The organism is Candidatus Rhodobacter oscarellae, from assembly GCF_001078595.1.
In the GTDB taxonomy this organism is placed as follows: Bacteria; Pseudomonadota; Alphaproteobacteria; order Rhodobacterales; family Rhodobacteraceae; genus Rhodobacter_B; species Rhodobacter_B oscarellae.
Genome location: NZ_LFTY01000002.1, coordinates 2,533,420 through 2,553,978, shown reverse-complemented (window position 1 = coordinate 2,553,978; position 20,559 = coordinate 2,533,420). Strand labels below are relative to the sequence as shown.

Sequence of the window (20,559 nt, the reverse complement as noted above, 5' to 3'; positions counted from 1 at the left end):
CTTTAGCGGTGCGCGCGCGGGGGCGCAATCATCCGCGCCAGTCAACGACCTCGTCCAGGCCGGCGCGCTCGGTGCGGAACTGGTTGGAGGGGTGCTCTAAGTCCTTGTAGCCAAAGGATATACCGCAGACGATCTGGCGACGCTCGGGCAGGTCGAACCAGTTGCGTAGGAAGGGCGAGAACCCCGCCAGAGCGGCCTGCGGGATGGACGCCACGCCCAGCGCCTCGGCCGCCAGGGTGAAGGCGGTGACATAGGCGCCGCAATCCAGCACGCCATAGGGGCCGAGATCCGCCTCGGTGGTGATCAGCGCCAGATGCGGCGCGCCAAAGAGGCGGAAGTTCTCCATCATCTGCTTGGTCGAGGCGTCGCGGTCGCCCTTGGCCACGCCCACCGCCTCGTAGAGCGCCCAGCCGCAGGTCCTGCGGCGATCCTGATAGGCGCCAGCGTAACGGCTGGGAAACGGGATGTCCGAGCCATGCGCGGCTTCTTTCGCGTGCGAATGCAAGGCCTTGCGCAGCCGGTCCGTCTCGTCGGGTCGGGTCAGGACCACCTGCCAGGGCTGCGCATTGCACCAGGACGGCACGCGCTGGGCGGTGGTCAGGATGCGCTCTATGGTGGCGTCGGGAATGGGCGTGTCCAGGAAGGCGCGGCAGGAATGCCGGCGCCGAAGGAGCGCCTCGAGTGTGTCAATCTCTGTCATGTCAGAGATGTCTCAGGTCTGGGCGCGCCTGGCAATTGCTTTTGCGAAATTGAGGGGGCGGTTGCGGGGCGTTACCGAGGGTTAAACGGTGCGGGCGGCGGATTTTGCCATGGGGCCGCGAATCGGGCGGTTAACGGCTTATTTTGTTGGGGAATCCGCGGTCGGCAAAGCGTCGGCAATGTGTCGGACTTGCGTATGGCAACTTGTCGGGCGGAGAGTGTGGTTAACGGACCGCGCGGTGGTGCGGGCGTTGTGCATTCGCCGAAGGGTGGTGCGTGAGGTCGCGCACCCTGTGCTTGCGTCGAAACATTAGAATTGTGATCGCGGTGGGCAGATTGCCCACCCTACAATTCGCTCCCGTTGCGAAAGATGGGTTCAAAACCCATCCTACGGCTTGCCGTTATCTACGGACCCGTAGATTCAATCGAACTGGCGTCCTACTCCGGAAATATCCCCATAACGCTATCTTTTCGAATATGTCACTGTAGATCATGAGCAACGGCGAAAAATTAGATAAATTCGCTTCCGTTTCAGATGGATATTCTTCGCCAAGCGGGTGTGAATGAAATGTTCCCCAAACCTGCCTTCGAGTAGGGCACACACCTAGATCGGCTTTGCGCATCTTGAATCTGCTCGGTTCCGCCGTTCTGTTCAGCGTGAAAGTCAAACGCACTTGACCGTCTGGGCCGCAAACAAAGTAACCGCATATCTCTCGGAGGCCGTCGTTGGCGGCAATAAGGGATCTGCGGCGCAATCTGCTAAATTCGCTTAGAGGAAGCCAGAAATTTCTCCTCTTGATTACATTTGTTGCTCGATGATTAGGCCACATAATTCCCCGCCGATTCTTTGAGACTCGCAAGACGTTCAAAGAGATTTTTGCTGGGCTCCAGGCAAGTGGTACCGCATGGCGACGCTGGGGTCAGGCACAATTTTTTGCGGGTTCGGTGTGAGCGGGGTTGCAGGCCGAGCCACAGTGGACGCGTTGTGCCTTCTTCGAGGGGTGGTGCGTGAGATCAGGCGTGCTGTGCTTGCGTCGAAAGATTAGTGCCGTGTGGTCGCGGTGGGCAGATTGCCCACCCTACGTTTTGCGTGCAGCCGGACAAATTCAGATCTGATAACGGATTGCTAACCAAGTGGCCCCATGTTGGCGTCATGGAGCACAAACATGAGAGAGCAATAGAACACCCATCTACGCGTGCCTTGGTGCGGCGCGCAATGGCGTTGCTGGGGCGACGTCGCGGTGCCAAGTCTACGTCGCTGCCCCGCGGGTGGCTTTCCGCCATCTCTTAACCTCCCGTTAGCGCGAATCGGCGGAGGATAGGGGTGGGTGGACGGGGGAACTACGCAAAGGGCGCATTAACGGATTGTTAAGTTAATCAAGCCCCTGCCAGATCATTGGTTCTGCGCGACCACGTAGCCGATCCCGCCCGCCACGATCAGACCCAGCGCCACGGCGATGGCGATCTTGATCGCCGACCAGGGGCGCTCGCCCTGCACCCGCCCCGTGCGCCCGTTCACCACGAAGCGGTAGGTCTTGTCGCGGTACCTATACGCCGCCATCCACACCGGCAGCAGGATGTGCTTGAAGGTCACGTCGCTGATCGCGGTGTCCACGTCATGGATGCGCTGCCGGTCGCCGCCGATGTCAAAGCGCACGTCGCGCTCGATCACCCGGTCCATATGGGCGCGCGCCTCGTGGAAGCCTTCGTCCAGCTCGACCGTGTAGCCCTCGGCGCGGAAACCGGCGAGGTATTCCGGGCTATAGGGCTCCAGCGCGGAGAGGTCCCAGGGTTGCAGCGCGTCGGTGTAGCGTTTGGGCAGGCTCTTGGAGGCCAGCACCAGCACGTCGTCGAAGAACCGGGCCACGCGGCCGGAGGTGCGCCGCCAGCGGATTTTTTGCACGCGCTGGGTCTCGGTCTTGCCATTGCGCGTGACGGTGCGGGTCTCGTAATAGACCGTGCCGCGCTCGCCGCGATAGCTGGACTTGGTTTCGGCATCGAAGGTCCAATAGGGCGTGTATATGCCCTCCATCCGGCGCCCCTTGCGGGCGTATTCCTGCAACCCGCCCGGCGCGAACCACAAGCCCCCCAGCCAGTCGTTCATCGCGTCATGCGCGGCACTCTCGGACAGCGCGAAGGGCAAGAGCCCGCGCGGCTTGATGTGGCGGTGCGTGCCGGTGTCGGTGACCACCGGGGTGGCGCAGAACGGGCATTCGGCGGCATGGGTGTCGGCGTCGAACTCGACCTGAGCGCCGCAATTGGGGCAGCTTGAGACGCGGGTCTCTTCGATCTCGGCCTCGGGCAGGCGCGCCTGCAGCGCCGCCTTGAAGTCGAGCTCCTTGATGCCGCCGCTGGGAGGCGGCCCGGCCATCTCGGCCTCGTTGCCGCAATGGTCGCAGATCAGCTTGCCCTCGCCGGCGGCAAAGCGGAAATCCGCGCCGCAATTGTCGCAAGGAAAGCGGTGCTCTTGGGGGGCGTCAGGCATCGGCTGCGATCCGTTCAAATGGGTTGCGTGAATAGTAAACGGCGCGCCGGGCAAGGGAAAGCCGTTGCATTGCCGCGCGGGCCGGGTAGTCTCTGCCTCGTCGCAACCGTGGGGTCGGCTATGCGGATGATATTGGCATTTGTATTTGCAGCGGCGGCAGCGCCCGGCCAGGCTGGCGACGTCACCTATCGGTTCGAATGGCAGGGCGCCGGCGGGTACGTCATGCAGGGCCGTATGAGCTTTGACGTCGCCCTTCTGGGCAAGCGATACGTGCTGGAGGATGACCTGTCCTGCTTTGAGATCTCAGGCACTAAGGACGGCGTGCCCGTGGGGCGCTGGGCACTGGGGATGCTTCTGCCCGAGACAACCTGGCGGCTGACCTTCGCGCCGACGCCCTCGGAATTCGTGGTCTTTGGCGAGGACTTCCCGATGCCGCAGGCCTGGAACATGGACGGGTTCGGCAGGAATTGCGGCGATCCCGGTTTTGGCTTCAATATCGGCGGTGCCGCGCAGGATCTCTGCGTGGACGGCGCGCTGATCGTGGCAAGCCAAGTGCCGCCGCCGCGGCCGATGCCGGTTGAGCGGGCCAATGGGATTAAGTTTGCGTCAGATGCGTGCCGCGCCGAGGCGCTTCTGAGCGGGCTTTACTAGGCGCGCGCTTGGCGATGCTTCATGTGCATTCCGGTTGCTTTTGGTCTTGAGCACCGTTCGGGCGCGTCAAATCTCTTGCAAGAGATTTGCACTTTCCTTCCAAGGAAAGTTGGGCCCGCAGACCGGCGCGCGGTCGCGCTAGAGGGATCCATTCGGGTCGCACCAAAAAGGATCAGTGTGGGGCGCGCCAAAGAAACTCTTGCAAGAGTTTCGCAATTTTCTTGCAAGAAAATTGTGGCGTGCCAATCGCCGTTAGCTGTCCTCCAGGCCTACGCGCCGGGGGGCGGCGGGGGCAGGATCGTAAAGAGCTGCGCCAGTTCCTGCACATCTTCGGCCCGCTTCCAGCCGTCCTGGCCTGCGGTCCAGACGAAGGTCTCGCGGGTGATCTCGCCGGCTTGTGCCATGCGCCCCAGTTTCGCCTTTGAGAACGGGCCGGAGGTCTGGCCGTTCTCGGCGATGTGCCAGACATGCTCGACCGGCGGGGGGGGCGGCGGGGCCGCCGCTGCGGGCTGCGGCGAGGAGGCCCCCCAGGGCCCGCCTTGCCCGCCCATCATCATATTGCCCATCGCCATGCCAAGGCCCGCGCCGAGCCCGGCGCCCATGCCACCACCGGCGCCGCCCTGGTTCTGCGCGGCATGGGTCATCGCCTCCGCCGCGCTATACTGCGTGAACTTGCCCAGATCGCCCGCCAGCCCCATCGAGGTGCGTTTGTCCAGCGCCTCCTCGACCGCGGGCGGCAGCGAGATGTTCTCGATGTAAAACTCCGGGATCGACAGGCCATAGCCCGCCACGATCTGGCTGATCTCGGCGGCGATCATCTTGCCCAGATCGGCGGTGTTGGCCGCCATGTCCAGCACCGGGATGCCGGAGCCCGCGATCACGCGGCTGAATTCCTGCACGATGATGTTGCGGATCTGAAAGCTGATCTCGTCCATTGTGAACTCGCCATCCGTGCCGACGATCTCGGTCAGGAACTTGGCGGGCTCGGCCACGCGCACGGTGTAGGTGCCATAGGCGCGGATCCGCGTCGGCCCGAACTCCGGATCGCGCAGCATGATCGGGTTCTTGGTGCCCCATTTGAGATCGTTGAAGCGGTTGGTGGCGACAAAGTAGATCTCGGACTTGAACGGGCTTTTGAACCCGTGGTCCCAGTGTTGCAGCGTCGTCATGACCGGCATGTTGTTGGTCTCGAGCATGTAGAGGCCCGGGGTGAACACGTCCGCCAGCTGGCCCTCGTGAATGAAGACCGCCGCCTGGCCCTCGCGCACGGTCAGCTTGGCGCCGTATTTGATCTCGTGCCCGTGGCGCTCGAAGCGCCAGACCATGGTGTCGCGCGTGTCGTCCACCCAGTGAATGACATCAACGAACTCGCCGGAAAGAAAATCGAAAATGCTCATTGGGGTCTCCTATTGTACTCTGTGCTAACTCTCGGCGCCCAAAAGCTCCAACGCAATCTGTTCGGCGATGGGGCGGGCCTCGGCTTCGGTCATGCCGGGGCGCATGCGCGGGTCGTAGAGCATGCGCAAGAGGTATTCGTCATGCGTGGTCAGGAGCCCGAACTCCTCGTCGTCATTGAACACCGAAGGGCGCGCCAGCGGGCTGTCATTGGGCAGGCCGAGCCCCTGGGCGATCTCTTCATGGATGCATGACAGCCGCAGCAGGTCGGGATGCTCGGCCCGGATCACCGCGGCCGCGCGCGAGTAGATGCCGTTCTCGCCGCCATCCACCGCGAAGACCAGGCACAGCGTCGAGCGCCGCATGTCCTGCACGGTGTCGACCGCGGCGCTGTCCACGTCCGGGCTGATCTCGCGCAGCTTCGGCCCCAGCACCTGGCGCTCGTCCTCGTTGACGATGAACACGAAGAAATTGGGGTCCGGGGCGCCCACCGTCACCGGCAGGCCGGTTAGGCGGGTCATGCGCCGGGCGAAGGCGTAGATCTCGCGCCGGTCGCGCGCGCGCTTGGCCAGGGGCACGCTGTCGCCAAAGACGATCTGCATCCGAATCGGCTGCGCCCAGCGATGCAGCCGGGTGGATTTTCCCGACCGCACCATGCGCCCGCCGACGCTGGAGAACTCTTCGAACAGCGCGATGCGCACGAAATTCTCAACCAGCTGCCGCCGGGTGATCGGCGTGTCCGGCCCGCCGCCGTCCACGCGCAGCAGCCCGCGGGTCAGAAAGTTCTGCTGGATGCGCCCGTAATAGGCCTCCAGCGACTTGCTGGCGGCGGAGGGCTCGGTGACGACGGGGCCCTCGGGCTCGGGGCCCGGCTGCGGCGGTGGCGCGTTGTCCAGGATCCCAATGGGTTGGCAGGCCGCAAGCAGCAACGCGCCTGCGACCCCAAGGCTCCAGTTCTTGAGCGTCCGCTGCCTCACGAAGCGTCGGATCCGGGCACGGCCTCGCCCACCGCGGCGCCCATGCCGGTGCCGCTGGCGCGGGCGGCCGAGAGCTTTTCGCGCAGCTCGCGCTCCATGTTCTGCAGCTCGGTCTCGGCCTCGGCGCGGCGCCGCTTGCCCTCGTCGGCGATCTGCAGGCTGTCCTCGATGGTGGCGATCAGGTCGGCATTGGCCTGCTTGACGGCCTCGATGTCGAACACGCCGCGCTCCATCTCCTCGCGCACGACCTTGTTGGCCTCGCGCAGGTTGGCGGCGTTCGCCTTGAGCAGCTCGTTGGTCAAGTCGTTGGCGTCGCGCACCGCCTCGGCGGCCTCGGACGAGCGCTGGATGGTCACCGCCTGCGCCAGCTGGGTCTCCCAGAGCGGCACGGTGTTCACCAGGGTCGAGTTGATCTTGGTCACAAGCGACTTGTCGTTCTCTTGCACCAGGCGGATCGAGGGCAGGGACTGCATCGTCACCTGGCGGGTCAGCTTGAGGTCATGCACCCGGCGCTCCAGGTCGTCGCGGGCCGAGCGCAGGTCGCGCAGCTCCTGCGCCTGCATCACCGCCTGGTCCTCGGGCGCGGCCTCGACCTCTTTCTCCTTGGCGGGGATGGTGGTGGCGTCCAGCTCTGCCAGCTTCTCCTCGCCCGCGGCGATGTACAAGGCCAGCTCGTCGTAGAAGCTGAGCGTCCGGTCATAGAGCACGTCCAGCGACTTGATGTCCTTCAAGAGCACGCGCTCGTGCTCTTCGAGGTCAGAGGTGATCTTGTCGATCTGGCCCTGCACGCCCTCAAAGCGGGCCATGAACTGCGCCATCGGGGCCATCTTGCCGGTCAGGCGCTCCCACAGCGAGCGCTTGCGGCGCACGTCCAGCTCGCCCACCGAGAAGCCGCGGATCGTCGACACGATCGTGCGCAGGCTGTCGCCCGCCGGGCCCACATCCTTGTTCTTGACGCCTTGCAGCATCGACTGGCTGATTTCTTGCAGCTCGACCTGGGCGGAGGAGCCGAAATTGATGATCGTGTTGGTGTCCAGCACCGCCAGCTCGCCCAGGCGCTTGGTGATCGCAGCGCTTGTTGGCTCGTCGGCTTCCGCCAGCGGCACCAAGGCGGTGGAGGGCTCGGGCAGGACGGTGGCCGAGACTTCCTCGACCTCCTTGAGCACCGCCTGCGCGGCCTCGCGGCTCTCTAGAATGGACATGTAACTTCTCCCTTCGGGGTAATCTAACTATCTTTGTTCAGGCCCTCGCGATCCAGCAGATCGCGCAGCACGTCCATCTCGACATTCAAATCGGTGCGGTTGTCAGAGAGGAGGGTTTCGGTTTTGGCGGCGAAGGTGCCCTCGAGCTCGTCGAGCAGGCGCAGGTAGTCATACTTGACCTGCGGCTCGCGGTTCTGGGCGTAGATATCGGAGAATTTCACGGTGGCGTCGCGGGCGCCGTTCAGCAGCACGCCCAGGAAGCGGCGCGCGCTGGAGAGGTCGCGGGGGTCTTGCTCGACGGTGCGGAACATCTCGCGGGCGGTGGCCTGGAAGCGCTCGATGCGGGTGGTGACCTCGCGGTCCTCGGCGCGCAGGCCGGCATCGGCCATGGCGGCCAGCCGAGCCTCGGCCTCGTCCACGGCCTTGGCCACGCGGTCGGTCTGGAAGGCGTCGATGCCCTCGGCGCCCTTGTCGCGCATAGGATCAGGCCCGAAGGCGAGGAAATGCAGCGCCGCGCCCAGCACGGCAAAGATGCCGGCCGCGGCGATGCCCTGCGCGCCCGCAATCGCGCCCACCGCCAGGCCGAGCCCGATCAGCACCGAGCCCAGCATCTTGCGGGGCAGGGCGGGGCGCTTGGCAATTTTTCGCGCATCATAGGCCTCTTGGGCCTTGATCCCCTCGCGCGTCATCCACGCCGCCAGCAGCATCACGCCCAGTGCCGCAAGGTAAAGCGCCAGCGCCAGCGGCTCTGACCCGAAGGCCTTCCAGGAGAAGACCAAGGGCACCACAAAGAGCAGGTTCACCCGCGCGCCGACGCGCGTGCGGCGGCGGTTCTGAAACGGCGATTTCGGCGCCGGGCGCGCGTTATCGCTTTGACCATCAGGGCTAAACTTGCCGCCGTAGCGCTGCGCCATGCCGTCAGGCCCCCGTGAACGCGACATAGAGGATCAACACCACCAGCAGACCAAAAGCCAGTAATTGCAGGCCGGATGAACTCATTGCGCTTCCCTTACTGAAACAGGCGTAAGAGCCTTGTCTATAGGCCAATCCTGCAGGCCAGACCAGCGTTAACCAAGCCCATTTGGGTGCCGCTGGGTCAGCTTCAGTGATTCGACTGCGATTGCCGCTCGATGGCCAGTTTGCGGCTGTATCCCGACTGGATCGCCTCGACCAAAAACAGCACCACCACCGAGAAGTAGAAGGTGGTCTTGGACATCGGCACCAGGTCGTAGCCAAAGATCTTGATCTGGAGCGCCTCGTCATGGGCGGCATGGCTGGCGGCGACCCCGGCCTCGCCCAGCAGCACCACGCCCACGATCAGCAGGATGAAGAGGCCCAGCACCTCGTACATGCGGTTCTTCTCTAGGAAGCGCGTCACGCCGTCCGCCAAGAGCAGCATCGCCAGGCCGGAGACGATGATCGCAATCGCCAGGATCGGGATCACCTTGGTGATCGCCAGCGCCGAGAGGATCGAATCGAAGCTGAAGATGAGGTTCATCATCACGATCAGCGCCACCGCCCGCGCCGCGGTCATGCCGGCGCTGCCGCCGCCCTCGATATCCGCGTCCAGGTGGTCCACCGAGAGCATATGCGCGATCTCCTTGACCGCGGTATACATGATGAAGATGCCGCCCAAGACGAAGACCACCGTGGCAAAGTTCACCCCGCCCTCCAGGTAGCCCGTCCAGGTGAAGGTGAAGAACGGCGCCGCCAGCGCGTCGATCAGGTAGATCATCGCCACCAGCAGGATGATCCGCAGCGCCACCGCGATGATGATCCCCCAGTAGCGCACCGCCGCCTGCTGGGCGACCGGCGCCCGCTGCGACTGGATCGAGATGTAAAGAAGGTTGTCGAAGCCCAGAACCGCCTGCAGAAAGCACAGCATCAGCAGGTTGCCCAGGTTCTCAAAGGTCAAAAGCTCGGCCATACTAGCACGCCCCTCGAAAATGTGTCTGCGGCAGTGATCGCAAATGCCGCGCCTGCGAACAAGGGGGCGCGTTGCGCTCTGGGCGGGACAATTTTCTTGCAAGAAAATTGCAAATCTCTTGGAAGAGATTTGGCTCGCCCAGACGGTCTGGTGGTCGCTATCTGCGGCGGGTGCGCTTGGCCTGGGTCGGTTTGGGGCGCTCGGGCTGCGGCAGGCCCAGCTGGTCGCGCAGCACCTTGCCGCGGATCTCCTTGACCTCGCCGGCTTTGAGCTGCCCCAGCTGGAAAGGCCCATAGCTGATGCGGATCAGCCGGTTGACGGACAGCCCCACCGCCTCCATGGCGCGGCGGATCTCGCGGTTCTTGCCCTCGCGCAGCCCCACGGTGATCCAGGCGTTGGCGCCCTGCTGGCGGTCGAGTTCCACCTGCATCGGCTGGAAGCGCTCGCCATCCGAGGTGATGCCTTGGCGCAGCGGCTCCAGCATGGCGTCGGTGGGCTTGCCATGCACCCGCACGCGGTACCGGCGCAGCCAACCGGTGGAGGGCAGCTCCAGCCGCCGCTTGATGCCGCCATCATTGGTCAGCAGCAAGAGCCCCTCGGAGTTCAGGTCCAGCCGCCCGACCGACATTACCCGCGGCATGCCCTCGGGCAGCGCGTCGAACACCGTCTTGCGCCCCTTCTCGTCGCGCGCCGAGGTCACCAGCCCGGTGGGCTTGTGGTAGAGCCAGAGCCGGGCGTCCTCTGCCGCGGCCAGCGGCGTGCCGTCCACGGCGATTCTGTCCTTGTCGGTCACGTTCAGCGCCGGGCTGTCGATCACCTTGTCGTTCACGGTGACGCGGCCCGCCTCGATCAGCCGCTCGGCCTCGCGGCGGCTGGCGCGCCCGGCGCGGGCGATGACTTTGGCGATGCGGTCGCCGGGGTTTGCGGTCTCTGGCATGGGCGGGCTTTAGGGCTTCGCCCCCAGCGGCGCAATGGGTTTGAACCCCGACACGGAGGTGGCGCAGCCAAAGAAATGCCGCCGCTCGGTGAGAAAGAGCCCCTGGGCGCGCAGCTGTTGAGCGAAATGCCCGCAATCGCCGAAGCGCTGGGTATAGGTGCCGATCATCGAGAAATCCTGCGCCCCGCGCAGCAACGCGCGCTCGACCAGCGGCAGGATTTTGGTGAGATACCAAAGGTATAGCGGGCGCAGGGCCCAGCCGCGCGGGTCCGAGGCCTCGATCAGGGCGAAGCTGCCGCCGGGCGCCAAGGCGGTGTTGATCTGGGCGGCGAGCAGGGATTGCCCCGCCTGGGTCAGCGTCTTCAGCCCGAAGGTTGCGATGACGAGATCCGCGCTGGCCGCGGGCAGCGGCTCGGTCAGCGCGTCGGTCTGGATATGGGTGATCGCGTGGCTGCGGGCCCTGTGCAGCCGCGCGACGGCTTCGTCATGCATCGCGCGCGAGATGTCGATGGCGGTGACATGCGCCCGGGGGAAACGCGCCAGCAGATGCGGCCAGACCTCGCCGGTGCCGGCCATGAGGTCGAGGATTCGGGGCGCCTTGGGCGTCTCGGCGCCCTTGAGCCGCGCGATCAGCACCATCGCACCCAGCCGCTGCACGCAGGCGCGGCGCCAGACCCAGACGAGGCCGAAAGACGCCACCGCCGACCACCAGCGATAGCGCGCCGAGCAGCGATCGAAAAGATCGGCCACGAATGCCGGGTCATATATGTCCTGATGGTCTTCCCCCATCCCCCCTTGTCTCAGGCCGCGCGGCGGTGGACAAGACGGGATGGTGTTTCGCTCGCATATGGACTTGGCGCTGGAGCAGGCGCGCGCCGCGGGCGCCCGCGGCGAGGTGCCGGTGGGCGCGGTCCTGGTGTCCGCGGCGGGCGAGGTCCTGGCCGCGGCGGGCAACCGCACGCGAGAGCTGAGCGACCCGAGCGCCCATGCCGAGATGCTGGTGATCCGCGCGGCCTGCGCCGCGCTGGGATCGGAGCGGCTGACGGGCTGCGACCTATTCGTGACCTTGGAGCCCTGCCCGATGTGCGCGGCGGCGATCTCTTTTGCACGGGTTTCAAGGCTTTACTACGGCGCTTCTGATCCGAAGTCGGGGGGCGTGGCGCAAGGCCCGCGCGTCTTCTCGCACCCCCAGGCGCATCACGCGCCGGAGGTCTATGACGGCATTGGCGCCGCGGAGGCCGAGGCCTTGCTGCGGGCGTTTTTTGCGGGCTTGAGGTCGCCGCTATCAAATTGAGCTCGCTGGCGCTCGCGCAGGTCTAGCCCACGTGCTCAGCCTGACGGCTTGCGCGCGCGGGCGGCGGGCAAGACGCGCGGCGACGCGCGACATATGCGTTCGGATTGGGCGCGCGCGGGGCGATGCGTATTTTCGACAAGGTGAAGCCGAGTTGGGTTAGAACGCGATCGGCTGCATGATTTCGGGTTCGATCACCTGGACGCCGGGCAGGGCGTCGATCAATGCCTGCGCGGATTGCTCCAAGAGCGGGAACGTCCTGTAGTGGCAGGGGATCAAGGTCTTGAAGTTGAAGTATTTCTTCGCCGCATAGGCGGTCTGCCGCATATCCATCGTGAAATGCCCGCCCGCGGAGATGATGCCGATATCGGGCTTAAAATAGTCCCCCATCCAGTCCATATCCGCCATGATGCCCGTGTCGCCGGAGACATAGATCGTGTGGCCCTCGCCCGAGATCATGTAGCCCACCTCTGAGCCCGTCACGAGCGGGCCCTCATCGGTGCCCATCCCCGTGGAATGCGAGGCCGGCACCATCGCGAGGCTGGCCCCGCCCGCCTGCACCGTGCCGCCCTTGTTGAAGCCGATCACCTCGATCTTCTCGTATTCCTCCCAGTATTTCATCAGGTCATACTGCCCGATCACCGGGATGCCGAGCTTGCGCGCCAGCGGCAGCATATCCGCGATATGGTCGAAATGCGCATGCGTCAGCACCAAATGCGTGCCGCCCGCGACCGCCGCCTCGTGCTGATCCTCGGTCAGGACCGGGTTCCCGGTCAGCCAGGGGTCGATCAAAAGCACCGCGTCCTCGATCTCAATCCGAAACGAGCCGTGCCCCAGCCATATGATTTGCATGAATACCTCCCTGAGTTTAACGACACGATAGCAAAGCGAGCGAGGCTGTCTATGGATTGGACGCAGGCGTTGGACGGATATTGCGAGCGGGTCGGGCCTGAATACTGGTCCGAGCCGGTCAACGCGTTGACAAACTTGGCCTTTCTGGTGGCGGCGCTTGTGATGTGGCGGCGGGTCACCGATCCGCTGGGGCGGCTCTTATGCATTCTTCTGGGAATGATCGGCATTGGGTCCTACCTGTTTCACACCCATGCGCAGATCTGGTCGGCCCTGGCGGATGTGGGGCCGATTGTTGGATTTATCCTAGTCTATGTATACGCCGCCAACTTGCACTTTTGGAACATGTCGCGGTTCTGGTCCGGGATCGGCGTGCTGTTGTTCTTCCCCTATGTGATGGGGGCAGCTTATCTGTTTAACGCATTGCCATTCTTTCATATTTCGGCGGGGTACTGGCCCGTTGCGCTGCTGATCGGTGGCTATGGCTTCGCGCTGCGCCATAGGGCAAAACGCACGGCGGGCGGGCTGGCGCTGGGCGCGGCGATCTTGGCGCTTTCCCTTTTCTTGCGCAGCATTGACGAGATGGTCTGCGCGCAGCTGCCGGTCGGGACGCATTTCCTGTGGCACATCCTGAACGGCATAATGCTGGGCTGGATGATCGAGGTCCATCGGCGCCACATCGCCGAGAACCGCGCGTCGGCATAGCGTCGGGCGCCTGTCGGCCCTTTGTATGGCAGCTTGCCCGACCGCTTGCCTGACGGCTTGCCCGATAGCTTGCCCGATAGCTTGCCTGACAGCGCCCCTTGCGGCGCCTCGGCCCGGGCGGTAAACCGCGCCCGTTCAAGACCCGTCCAAGACGAGAGAAACCCGATGTCCATCGACGACAAGACCGCCGCCCATGTGGCCAAGCTCGCCCGCATCAAGGTCGAGGAGGACGCGCTGCCCGCCTTGGCGCAGGAGTTCAACAACATCCTGGGCTTCATTGAGCAGCTCAACGAGGTGGATGTGGAGGGCGTCGAGCCGATGGTCTCGGTCACGCCGATGCGGCTGAAGCGCCGCGCCGATGAGGTCACCGATGGCGGCATGCCCGAGCGCATTCTGGCGAACGCGCCGGACGCGCGCGAGGGGTTCTTTGCCGTGCCGAAGGTGGTCGAGTGAGCGGGGTTTTGGGAACGGTCCGGCGGACCGCTTCAGGCGTGACTTCGGGCGCGAATTCGGGCGCGAACGGGCGCAGCCCAATCAAGGGATGACAAGATGACTGAGCTCACAAGGTTAACCATCGCCGAGGCGCGCGACGCGCTGCGCAAGGGCGAGACGACGAGCCTGGAGATCACCGAGGCCTGCCTGGGTGCCATCGAGGGCGCGGGGGCGCTGAACGCCTTCGTGCATAACACCCCAGAGATCGCGCGCGACCAGGCCAAAGCCGCCGATGAGCGCCAGCAAGGGCGCGACGAGGCGCTCGCGATGAACGGCATCCCGCTGGGCATCAAGGACCTCTTTTGCACCAAGGGCGTGCCCAGCCAGGCCGCCAGCCGGATCCTAGAGGGCTTTAAGCCGGAATATGAGAGCACCGTCACCCAGCAGCTTTTTGATGCCGGCTCGGTGATGCTGGGCAAGCTGAACATGGACGAGTTCGCCATGGGCTCGTCGAACGAGACCTCGGTCTATGGCGACGTGGTGAACCCCTGGAAGGTGGACGGTCGCGCCCTGACGCCGGGCGGCTCCTCGGGCGGATCGGCGAGCGCTGTGGCCGCGGACCTCTGCCTGGCGGCGACGGGCACGGATACCGGCGGCTCGATCCGCCAGCCGGCGGCCTTCGTGGGCATCACCGGGCTCAAGCCGACCTATGGGCGGGTCAGCCGCTGGGGGGTCGTGGCCTTCGCCTCGTCGCTGGACCAGGCCGGGCCGATGTGCAAATCGGTGCGCGACTGCGCGATCATGCTGGGCGCGATGGCCGGGCATGACCCCAAGGATTCGACCAGCGCCGACCTTGCCGTGCCGGATTTCGAGGCCGCGCTGACCGGCGACATCCGCGGCAAAAAGATCGGTATTCCAAAGGAATACCGCATGGAGGGCATGCCCCCCGAGATCGAGGCGCTCTGGGCGGACGGCGCAGCCATGCTGCGCGATGCTGGCGCCGAGATCGTCGACATCTCGCTTCCGCATACGAAATATGCCCTGCCGGCCTATTACGTGATCGCCCCCGCCGAGGCGTCCTCGAACCTCGCGCGCTATGACGGCGTGAAATACGGCCACCGGGCGCAGATGGCCCAGGGCGACGGCATCACCGAGATGTATGAGAAGACCCGCGCCGAGGGCTTTGGCGCCGAGGTGCAGCGCCGGGTGATGATCGGCACCTATGTGCTGAGCGCGGGCTTCTACGACGCCTATTACAACCGCGCGCGGCGGGTGCGGGCGCTGATCAAGAAGGATTTCGAGGACGTGTTCGCGCAGGGCGTGGACGCGATCCTGACCCCCGCCACCCCCAGCGCGGCCTTCGGCCTGGGCGAGATGGCGGACGCCGACCCGGTGCAGATGTATCTCAACGACGTCTTCACCGTGACGGTGAACCTGGCCGGGCTGCCGGGCATCTCGGTGCCCGCGGGGCTGGACAAGCAGGGCCTGCCGCTGGGGCTGCAGCTGATCGGGCGCCCCTGGGAAGAGGGCGACCTGCTGAATACCGCCTATTCGCTCGAAAGCGCGGCGGGATTTGTGGAAAAGCCCGCCAAATGGTGGTAAGGCCCGGGCAATATGCTTTGGGGCAGGGCGCGTGAGATGAGATACGCTTTTGGAATAGCGGCCTTGGCCGCGCTGGCGGCCTGTTCGCCGCCGGTGCCGGAATCCGGCGCACCGGCGCGGGACGTGAGCTTTGGGGACTACGGTGACTACAACAGCTACACGGTGCGGCGCGAGAGCGAGCTGACGGGCACGCCCCCGGCGCAGCCCGGCGCGCGGATCGGGCCAAGCCTGCCGCCCGCGCAGACCGCCGCGACGACCACCACCGGAACCCGCGTGCCGCCCGACAGCCTGCCGCCGCGCCAGACCCTGGTGAACGCCGACATTCCCCCCGAAACCCCTGCCTTGGGCACCACCACCACCAATGCGGGCACCACGCCGCCGGACCCGTCGCAGAGCAACCGCGGCCTCTCCAACGAGCAGGACTTTGACGAGGTCGCCAATCGGCAGTCCATCGAAAGCGACGCCGAGCGCCTGCGCGCCAACCGCGAGGCCTTCCAGGTGATCGAGCCCACCGCCGTGCCGACGCGCACGGGCAACGCCGGGCCGAACATCGTGCAATACGCCCTGTCCAGCCGCCACCCGCGCGGCCAGAAGCTCTATCGCCGCGGCATCACCTCGCAGCGCAAACACGAGCGTGCCTGCTTTCAATATGTCTCGTCCGACCTCGCGCAGGAGGCCTTCCTGAGCGCCGGCGGGCCGCAGCGTGACAGGCTGGGGCTGGACCCCGATGGCGACGGCTATGCCTGCGATTGGGACCCGTCGCGCTATCGCGGCTGAGCAAGAGCGGGCTGAGTGAACTGGCACCCCAGCCCGAATTGCGGTGAACGCCGCGCGGGGGCGCGGCCCGACATCGTTGTGATCCATTACACCGCCATGGCGAGCGCCGAGAAGGCGCGCGATTGGCTGTGCAACCCAGAGGCCGAGGTCTCGGCGCATTACCTGATCGGCAAGGACGGCGCGGTCTGGCACATGGTCGCCGAGGAGATGCGCGCCTGGCATGCGGGCGCGGGGGCCTGGGGCGCGGTGACGGATGTGAACTCGCGCTCGATCGGGATCGAGCTGGACAATGGCGGGGCCGAGCCGTTCTCTGAGCCGCTCATGGCGGCGCTGGAGGCGCTGCTGGCGGGGATCATGCAGCGCTGGAGCATCGTGCCAGAGCGCGTCATCGCCCATTCCGACCTGGCGCCGGGGCGCAAGATCGACCCCGGCCCGCGTTTCGACTGGGACCGCCTGGCGCGGCAGGGGTTGGCCGTATCGGCTGCGGCGGGCGCCTCATCCGGCCCTGACGGCCCGTCTTCGGCTGCGGCGTTCGCGCAGAACGCCGCCCAGCTTGGCTATACCGCGGACGCGCCCGAGGAGGCGATCCTGGCCGCGTTCCGCCTGCGGCACCGCCCCGGCGCCGAGGGCCCGCTGGATAATGTCGACACCGCGCTGGTCATGGACCTGGCCCGCCGCTTCCCCGTTGACGCGCGCGGCCTGAGCGCCTAACTCGGCGCCTGCGCGGATGGCTGGGCGGTCGCGGGGGCAACCTCGAGGAAAGTCCGGACTCCACAAGGCAACGGTGCCAGGTAACGCCTGGGCGGGGCAACCCGACGGACAGCGCCACAGAGAACAGACCGCCCCGGGCGCGCTCGGGGTCAGGGTGAAACGGTGGGGTAAGAGCCCACCGCGGCGGCGGCAACGTCGCTGGCATGGCAAGCCCCACCGGGAGCAATGCCGAATAGGGACCCCGCATGGGCGGCTTTGGCCTGGGGTCCGGGTAGGCAGCTAGAGGGCGCCGGGCGACCGGCGCTTTAGATGAATGGCCGTCGGCAAGTGGCGACACTTGCGGGACAGAATCCGGCTTATAGGCTGTCCGCGCTTTAAAATCCCGCCCCGCAGGGCCGGGCGGGGCGCCTTGTTCTGAGGCGCGAATCACCCCTCCAGTTAACAAACCGTAATTTGTGATCACACGAATTTCTGGTGTGATCACAAAACGATCTTTTATGGTAAATACGCCGCTGTTTCGGCGGATAAGGATTTATTTCCAAAGCTGCCCTATGCCACATCCCAATGAGTTGCTCAAAAGTGGCGCCGATGGTATCTGGTATACCACAGAGGTAACCAGATAACTGCCACCAGATCACGAAGGACGGTGAAGCGATGAACATTCATGAATACCAGGCGAAAGCATTGTTGCGGTCCTACGGGGCACCGGTGAGCGACGGGCGCGCGGTGCTGCGCGCCGAAGAGATTAAGGCCGCCGCGGGAGAGCTCGACGGCCCCGTCTGGGTCGTCAAGGCGCAGATCCACGCCGGCGGGCGCGGCAAGGGCAAGTTCAAAGAGGCCGACGCGGGCGAGAAGGGCGGCGTGCGCGTCACCAAATCCGTCGGCGAGGCCGAGGCCGAGGCCAAGGCGATGCTGGGCCGCACCCTGGTGACGCATCAGACCGGCCCCGCGGGCAAGCAGGTCAACCGCATCTTCATCGAGGACGGCGCCGACATCGCCAAGGAGTTCTACCTTGCGCTGCTGGTGGATCGCGGCTCCAGCCGGGTCAGCTTTGTGGCCTCCACCGAGGGCGGCATGGACATCGAAGAGGTCGCCGCCGAGACGCCGGACAAGATCCTGAGCTTCTCCGTCGACCCCGCCACCGGCTACCTGCCGTTCCACGGGCGCCGCATCGCCTTCTCGCTGGGGCTGGAGGGCAAGCAGGTCAAGCAATGCGTGGCCCTAATGGGCACGCTCTACAAGCTCTTCCTGGAGAAGGACATGGAGATGCTCGAGATCAACCCGCTGGTGCTGACCGGCGCGGGGGATCTGGTCTGCCTGGACGCCAAGATGGGCTTTGACGGCAACGCGGTCTACCGCCACCCCGACATCGCCGAGCTGCGCGACACGTCCGAGGAGGACCCCAAAGAGCTGGAGGCCTCCAAGTTCGACCTCAACTACATCGCGCTGGATGGCGAGATCGGCTGTATGGTCAACGGCGCCGGGCTGGCGATGGCCACGATGGACATCATTAAGCTCTACGGGTCCGAGCCCGCCAACTTCCTCGACGTGGGCGGCGGCGCCACCAAGGAAAAGGTGACCGAGGCGTTCAAGATCATCACCTCCGACCCGCAGGTCAAAGGCATCCTGGTGAACATCTTCGGCGGCATCATGCGCTGCGACGTGATCGCCGAGGGCGTAGTCGCCGCGGTCAAAGAGGTCGGCCTGACGGTGCCGCTGGTGGTGCGCCTGGAGGGCACCAACGTGGCCGAGGGCAAGAGGATCATCAACGAGAGCGACGTGGACGTGATCGCCGCCGACGACCTCAAGGACGGCGCCGAGAAGATCGTGGCGGCGGTGAAAGGGTGATTGACGTGTCACGTTTGATGATATTTTGCCTATTGCTGTTTGCCTCTCCCGCAATGTCTGAGGAGGTGAAAATCGAAAAGGGCGCGCGTTTGTTCGCCGAGTTATGCGCGAAGTCGCCGAGTACGATGGAGCAACGTTTGGTTTCGATTATCGCTTCAGAATACCAGGGAAATGGGATCGTCATCCCCGGAAAACACACAATCAGCGGCGCGTTGCGCCAAGCAATCCTGACCTACAACACCCCCTCCTACACCAAAAACAAAACATTCGAATGCTCTGTGCACGCGTTCAGAGTTGGAAACTCAGAGGCCATAAACGCCTGGGTGCAAGCATTTGTGAAAGCCAAGCCTTCGTCTTGGAGGTTGAGCAAAGTGGCACCCGTTGCAAGCAACGAAATGGCAAGATGGTCGGTGTCAGGGGTAGGGCGGAACGGGTTTCTGAGTGCGAAATCCATCAAACGAAAAGGCGCGCTGCTTAGTCTGAGTTGGCAGTGATGGCCGAAGTATCATCAACGAGAGCGGCGTGGACGTGAGCGCTGCCGGCGAACTCAAGAACGGCGCCGAGAAGATCGATGAAGCGGTGAAGGGATAAGGTCCTGGAATGACGAGGGAAAAAAGATACCGCGTTCTGAACCTGCTATTTGCGGGCTGCATGGTGCTGGCGATGCTCGGCAGCGCTGCGCTTAGCGGTCCCGTTTCTTCGGCGGCACGTCACAGTGTCGAGGGGTTCGCGGCGCATTGCTTTAGCCCGTTGATGACCGCGGCCAAGGCGGCCGAGGCTTTTGACGGGCTGCGCTATGAATTCTACGACCTGGACCCGTTCCGGGCGTCCAACCCCGTAAGCGCGCCGGTCAAGGCGCCGGTTACCCCGGGCACGGATCGCCGCTGCGAGGTCAGCTTTGACGGCGCGCATACCAAGCCCGCCATCGACGCCGTGCTCGGCGCGCTCGTTCGCGAGGGCATCAAGACCGAGGCCGATCTGCCCGCGACCTTCCAAGCCACTGATGGCACCGCGCTTCTAGCCGCGCGGCGCCTCAACCCCCGCAAAATCGCCGTCGTGCATGTGGGCACCCGCCCCGGCCCGAACGGCGTTGAAACCTTCATGAATGTCGAGCGCTTACCGCTCGCGGAAAACAGGTGAGCGTATGCCGCTTACCGCAAAACAGAATTAGGGACATAAGATAATGGCCGTACTCGTTGACGAAAACACCAAAGTGATCTGCCAGGGCTTCACCGGCTCGCAGGGCACGTTCCACTCCGAGCAGGCGATCGCCTATGGCACGCAGATGGTCGGCGGGGTGACCCCCGGCAAGGGCGGGATGGAGCATCTGGGCCTGCCGGTCTTCAACTCCGTGCACGAGGCGATGGCCAAGACCGAGGCGAACGCCTCTGTGATCTACGTGCCGCCGCCCTTTGCCGCGGATTCGATCCTGGAGGCTATTGATGCGGGCATGCCGCTGGTGGTCTGCATCACCGAGGGCATCCCGGTGCTGGATATGATGAAGGTCAAGCGCGCGCTGGAGGGCACCTCGACCCGCCTGATCGGGCCCAACTGCCCCGGCATTATCACGCCGGATGCGTGCAAGATCGGCATCATGCCGGGCCATATCCACAAGCGCGGCTCGGTGGGCGTGGTGTCGCGCTCGGGCACGCTGACCTACGAGGCGGTGGGCCAGACCTCTGCCGTGGGGCTGGGCCAGTCGACCTGTGTGGGCATCGGCGGCGACCCGATCAAGGGCACCGAGCACCTGGACGTGCTGGAGTGGTTCCTGGCCGATGACGAGACCGAGAGCATCATCATGATCGGCGAGATCGGCGGCAGCGCCGAGGAGGAGGCCGCGCAGTTCCTGAAAGACGAGGCCAAGAAGGGCCGCTCCAAGCCCACCGCGGGCTTCATCGCGGGCCGCACGGCGCCTCCGGGCCGCCGCATGGGCCATGCGGGCGCGATTGTCGCTGGCGGCAAGGGCGGCGCGGATGACAAGATCGAGGCGATGCGCTCGGCGGGTATCGTGGTGGCCGAGAGCCCCGCGGGCCTGGGCGAGGCCGTGCTGGAAGCCATCGGATAAAAGGTA

At 65.1% G+C, this 20,559-nt stretch carries 22 protein-coding genes and 1 other RNA gene; 12 read left to right on the top strand and 11 right to left on the bottom strand.

Translation table 11 applies throughout. The annotated features are described in order from the left end of the window. Positions 1-28: 28 nt before the first annotated feature. From AIOL_RS16985 to AIOL_RS16980, 3 genes are all read right to left on the bottom strand, one after another. A complete protein-coding gene (locus tag AIOL_RS16985; RefSeq protein ID WP_049644078.1) occupies positions 29-700 on the bottom strand; it encodes a nitroreductase in 672 nt (223 codons plus the stop codon). Positions 701-1,100: 400 nt separating this feature from the next. Beyond that, on the bottom strand, positions 1,101-1,529 hold the full coding sequence (locus tag AIOL_RS26330) for a Mov34/MPN/PAD-1 family protein (protein ID WP_152912567.1): 429 nt from the start codon (positions 1,527-1,529) through the stop codon (positions 1,101-1,103). Between the two features lie 563 nt (positions 1,530-2,092). Further along, positions 2,093-3,184 (bottom strand): TFIIB-type zinc finger domain-containing protein, encoded by a 1,092-nt coding sequence (locus AIOL_RS16980; protein WP_049644077.1) that lies wholly within the window; start codon positions 3,182-3,184, stop codon positions 2,093-2,095. A gap of 120 nt (positions 3,185-3,304) precedes the next feature. Between AIOL_RS16980 and AIOL_RS16975 the strand changes: the two genes are divergently transcribed. Beyond that, a complete protein-coding gene (locus AIOL_RS16975) occupies positions 3,305-3,835 on the top strand; it encodes a hypothetical protein (RefSeq protein WP_049644076.1) in 531 nt (176 codons plus the stop codon). Between the two features lie 269 nt (positions 3,836-4,104). Here AIOL_RS16975 and AIOL_RS16970 read toward each other — a convergent pair whose 3' ends face one another. From AIOL_RS16970 to AIOL_RS16940, 7 genes are all read right to left on the bottom strand, one after another. Then, the gene (locus AIOL_RS16970) at positions 4,105-5,232 is read right to left on the bottom strand and encodes an SPFH domain-containing protein (RefSeq protein WP_049644075.1); all 1,128 of its coding nucleotides are present in this window, start codon (positions 5,230-5,232) and stop codon (positions 4,105-4,107) included. Between the two features lie 24 nt (positions 5,233-5,256). Next, positions 5,257-6,207, bottom strand: a complete 951-nt coding sequence (locus AIOL_RS16965) for a DUF2927 domain-containing protein (RefSeq protein WP_053101299.1) — start codon at positions 6,205-6,207, stop codon at positions 5,257-5,259. After that, positions 6,204-7,409: a toxic anion resistance protein gene (locus AIOL_RS16960; protein ID WP_049644074.1), complete on the bottom strand. Its 1,206-nt coding sequence runs from the start codon at positions 7,407-7,409 to the stop codon at positions 6,204-6,206. The genes AIOL_RS16965 and AIOL_RS16960 overlap by 4 nt, the downstream gene beginning before the upstream one ends. Before the next feature lie 23 nt (positions 7,410-7,432). Beyond that, positions 7,433-8,323, bottom strand: a complete 891-nt coding sequence (locus tag AIOL_RS16955; RefSeq protein WP_049644073.1) for a 5-bromo-4-chloroindolyl phosphate hydrolysis family protein — start codon at positions 8,321-8,323, stop codon at positions 7,433-7,435. A gap of 188 nt (positions 8,324-8,511) precedes the next feature. Next, complete coding sequence (locus AIOL_RS16950; protein WP_049644072.1) at positions 8,512-9,336, bottom strand: TerC family protein; 825 nt, start codon at positions 9,334-9,336, stop codon at positions 8,512-8,514. Positions 9,337-9,493: 157 nt separating this feature from the next. Further along, entirely contained in the window at positions 9,494-10,273 is a 780-nt protein-coding gene (locus AIOL_RS16945; protein WP_049644071.1) for a pseudouridine synthase, read from the bottom strand. Positions 10,274-10,282: 9 nt separating this feature from the next. Then, positions 10,283-11,062, bottom strand: coding sequence for a class I SAM-dependent methyltransferase (locus AIOL_RS16940; RefSeq protein WP_049644070.1), 780 nt, complete (start codon positions 11,060-11,062; stop codon positions 10,283-10,285). Between the two features lie 40 nt (positions 11,063-11,102). On the opposite strand from AIOL_RS16940, the gene AIOL_RS16935 reads away from it, so the two are divergent. Then, on the top strand, positions 11,103-11,567 hold the full coding sequence (locus tag AIOL_RS16935; protein ID WP_049644069.1) for a nucleoside deaminase: 465 nt from the start codon (positions 11,103-11,105) through the stop codon (positions 11,565-11,567). Positions 11,568-11,723: 156 nt separating this feature from the next. On the opposite strand, the gene AIOL_RS16930 is transcribed toward AIOL_RS16935, so the two are convergent. Further along, a complete protein-coding gene (locus tag AIOL_RS16930; RefSeq protein ID WP_049644068.1) occupies positions 11,724-12,416 on the bottom strand; it encodes a metal-dependent hydrolase in 693 nt (230 codons plus the stop codon). Between the two features lie 51 nt (positions 12,417-12,467). On the opposite strand from AIOL_RS16930, the gene AIOL_RS16925 reads away from it, so the two are divergent. The 10 genes from AIOL_RS16925 (at position 12,468) to sucD (ending at position 20,553) form a co-directional block, all read left to right on the top strand. Further along, positions 12,468-13,118: a ceramidase domain-containing protein gene (locus AIOL_RS16925; RefSeq protein WP_049644067.1), complete on the top strand. Its 651-nt coding sequence runs from the start codon at positions 12,468-12,470 to the stop codon at positions 13,116-13,118. Between the two features lie 165 nt (positions 13,119-13,283). Further along, positions 13,284-13,571 carry an Asp-tRNA(Asn)/Glu-tRNA(Gln) amidotransferase subunit GatC gene (gene gatC, locus AIOL_RS16920; protein ID WP_049644066.1) on the top strand — a complete coding sequence of 96 codons (288 nt, stop codon included), beginning with the start codon at positions 13,284-13,286 and terminating at the stop codon, positions 13,569-13,571. Between the two features lie 96 nt (positions 13,572-13,667). Then, the gene (gatA, locus tag AIOL_RS16915) at positions 13,668-15,152 is read left to right on the top strand and encodes an Asp-tRNA(Asn)/Glu-tRNA(Gln) amidotransferase subunit GatA (protein WP_049644065.1); all 1,485 of its coding nucleotides are present in this window, start codon (positions 13,668-13,670) and stop codon (positions 15,150-15,152) included. A 36-nt stretch (positions 15,153-15,188) separates the two neighbouring features. Beyond that, positions 15,189-15,929, top strand: a complete 741-nt coding sequence (locus tag AIOL_RS16910; protein WP_049644064.1) for a hypothetical protein — start codon at positions 15,189-15,191, stop codon at positions 15,927-15,929. 15 nt (positions 15,930-15,944) lie between these two features. Beyond that, positions 15,945-16,640: an N-acetylmuramoyl-L-alanine amidase gene (locus tag AIOL_RS16905; protein WP_049644063.1), complete on the top strand. Its 696-nt coding sequence runs from the start codon at positions 15,945-15,947 to the stop codon at positions 16,638-16,640. A gap of 12 nt (positions 16,641-16,652) precedes the next feature. Next, an RNA gene (gene rnpB, locus AIOL_RS24040) (RNase P RNA component class A) lies at positions 16,653-17,015 on the top strand. A gap of 279 nt (positions 17,016-17,294) precedes the next feature. Next, positions 17,295-18,488, top strand: a complete 1,194-nt coding sequence (gene sucC, locus AIOL_RS16900) for an ADP-forming succinate--CoA ligase subunit beta (RefSeq protein WP_049644062.1) — start codon at positions 17,295-17,297, stop codon at positions 18,486-18,488. A 53-nt stretch (positions 18,489-18,541) separates the two neighbouring features. Continuing rightward, positions 18,542-18,982 carry a hypothetical protein gene (locus AIOL_RS16895; RefSeq protein ID WP_049644061.1) on the top strand — a complete coding sequence of 147 codons (441 nt, stop codon included), beginning with the start codon at positions 18,542-18,544 and terminating at the stop codon, positions 18,980-18,982. 106 nt (positions 18,983-19,088) lie between these two features. Beyond that, complete coding sequence (locus tag AIOL_RS16890; RefSeq protein ID WP_235439057.1) at positions 19,089-19,628, top strand: succinyl-CoA synthetase subunit beta; 540 nt, start codon at positions 19,089-19,091, stop codon at positions 19,626-19,628. 43 nt (positions 19,629-19,671) lie between these two features. Continuing rightward, entirely contained in the window at positions 19,672-20,553 is an 882-nt protein-coding gene (sucD, locus tag AIOL_RS16885) for a succinate--CoA ligase subunit alpha (protein WP_049644059.1), read from the top strand. Positions 20,554-20,559 lie beyond the last annotated feature (6 nt).

Coding starts and splice junctions, on each gene's coding strand:
- AIOL_RS16910 (WP_049644064.1), top strand. CDS start 15,189: ATGAGATACGCTTTTGGAATAGCGGCCTTGGCCGCGCTGGCGGCCTGT.
- AIOL_RS16975 (WP_049644076.1), top strand. CDS start 3,305: ATGCGGATGATATTGGCATTTGTATTTGCAGCGGCGGCAGCGCCCGGC.
- AIOL_RS16985 (WP_049644078.1), bottom strand. CDS start 700: ATGACAGAGATTGACACACTCGAGGCGCTCCTTCGGCGCCGGCATTCC.
- gatA (WP_049644065.1), top strand. CDS start 13,668: ATGACTGAGCTCACAAGGTTAACCATCGCCGAGGCGCGCGACGCGCTG.
- AIOL_RS16930 (WP_049644068.1), bottom strand. CDS start 12,416: ATGCAAATCATATGGCTGGGGCACGGCTCGTTTCGGATTGAGATCGAG.
- AIOL_RS26330 (WP_152912567.1), bottom strand. CDS start 1,529: ATGTGGCCTAATCATCGAGCAACAAATGTAATCAAGAGGAGAAATTTC.
- AIOL_RS16925 (WP_049644067.1), top strand. CDS start 12,468: ATGGATTGGACGCAGGCGTTGGACGGATATTGCGAGCGGGTCGGGCCT.
- sucD (WP_049644059.1), top strand. CDS start 19,672: ATGGCCGTACTCGTTGACGAAAACACCAAAGTGATCTGCCAGGGCTTC.
- gatC (WP_049644066.1), top strand. CDS start 13,284: ATGTCCATCGACGACAAGACCGCCGCCCATGTGGCCAAGCTCGCCCGC.
- AIOL_RS16970 (WP_049644075.1), bottom strand. CDS start 5,232: ATGAGCATTTTCGATTTTCTTTCCGGCGAGTTCGTTGATGTCATTCAC.
- AIOL_RS16955 (WP_049644073.1), bottom strand. CDS start 8,323: ATGGCGCAGCGCTACGGCGGCAAGTTTAGCCCTGATGGTCAAAGCGAT.
- AIOL_RS16935 (WP_049644069.1), top strand. CDS start 11,103: ATGGTGTTTCGCTCGCATATGGACTTGGCGCTGGAGCAGGCGCGCGCC.
- AIOL_RS16895 (WP_049644061.1), top strand. CDS start 18,542: ATGTCTGAGGAGGTGAAAATCGAAAAGGGCGCGCGTTTGTTCGCCGAG.
- AIOL_RS16960 (WP_049644074.1), bottom strand. CDS start 7,409: ATGTCCATTCTAGAGAGCCGCGAGGCCGCGCAGGCGGTGCTCAAGGAG.
- AIOL_RS16940 (WP_049644070.1), bottom strand. CDS start 11,062: ATGGGGGAAGACCATCAGGACATATATGACCCGGCATTCGTGGCCGAT.
- AIOL_RS16980 (WP_049644077.1), bottom strand. CDS start 3,184: ATGCCTGACGCCCCCCAAGAGCACCGCTTTCCTTGCGACAATTGCGGC.
- AIOL_RS16950 (WP_049644072.1), bottom strand. CDS start 9,336: ATGGCCGAGCTTTTGACCTTTGAGAACCTGGGCAACCTGCTGATGCTG.
- AIOL_RS16945 (WP_049644071.1), bottom strand. CDS start 10,273: ATGCCAGAGACCGCAAACCCCGGCGACCGCATCGCCAAAGTCATCGCC.
- AIOL_RS16890 (WP_235439057.1), top strand. CDS start 19,089: ATGACGAGGGAAAAAAGATACCGCGTTCTGAACCTGCTATTTGCGGGC.
- sucC (WP_049644062.1), top strand. CDS start 17,295: ATGAACATTCATGAATACCAGGCGAAAGCATTGTTGCGGTCCTACGGG.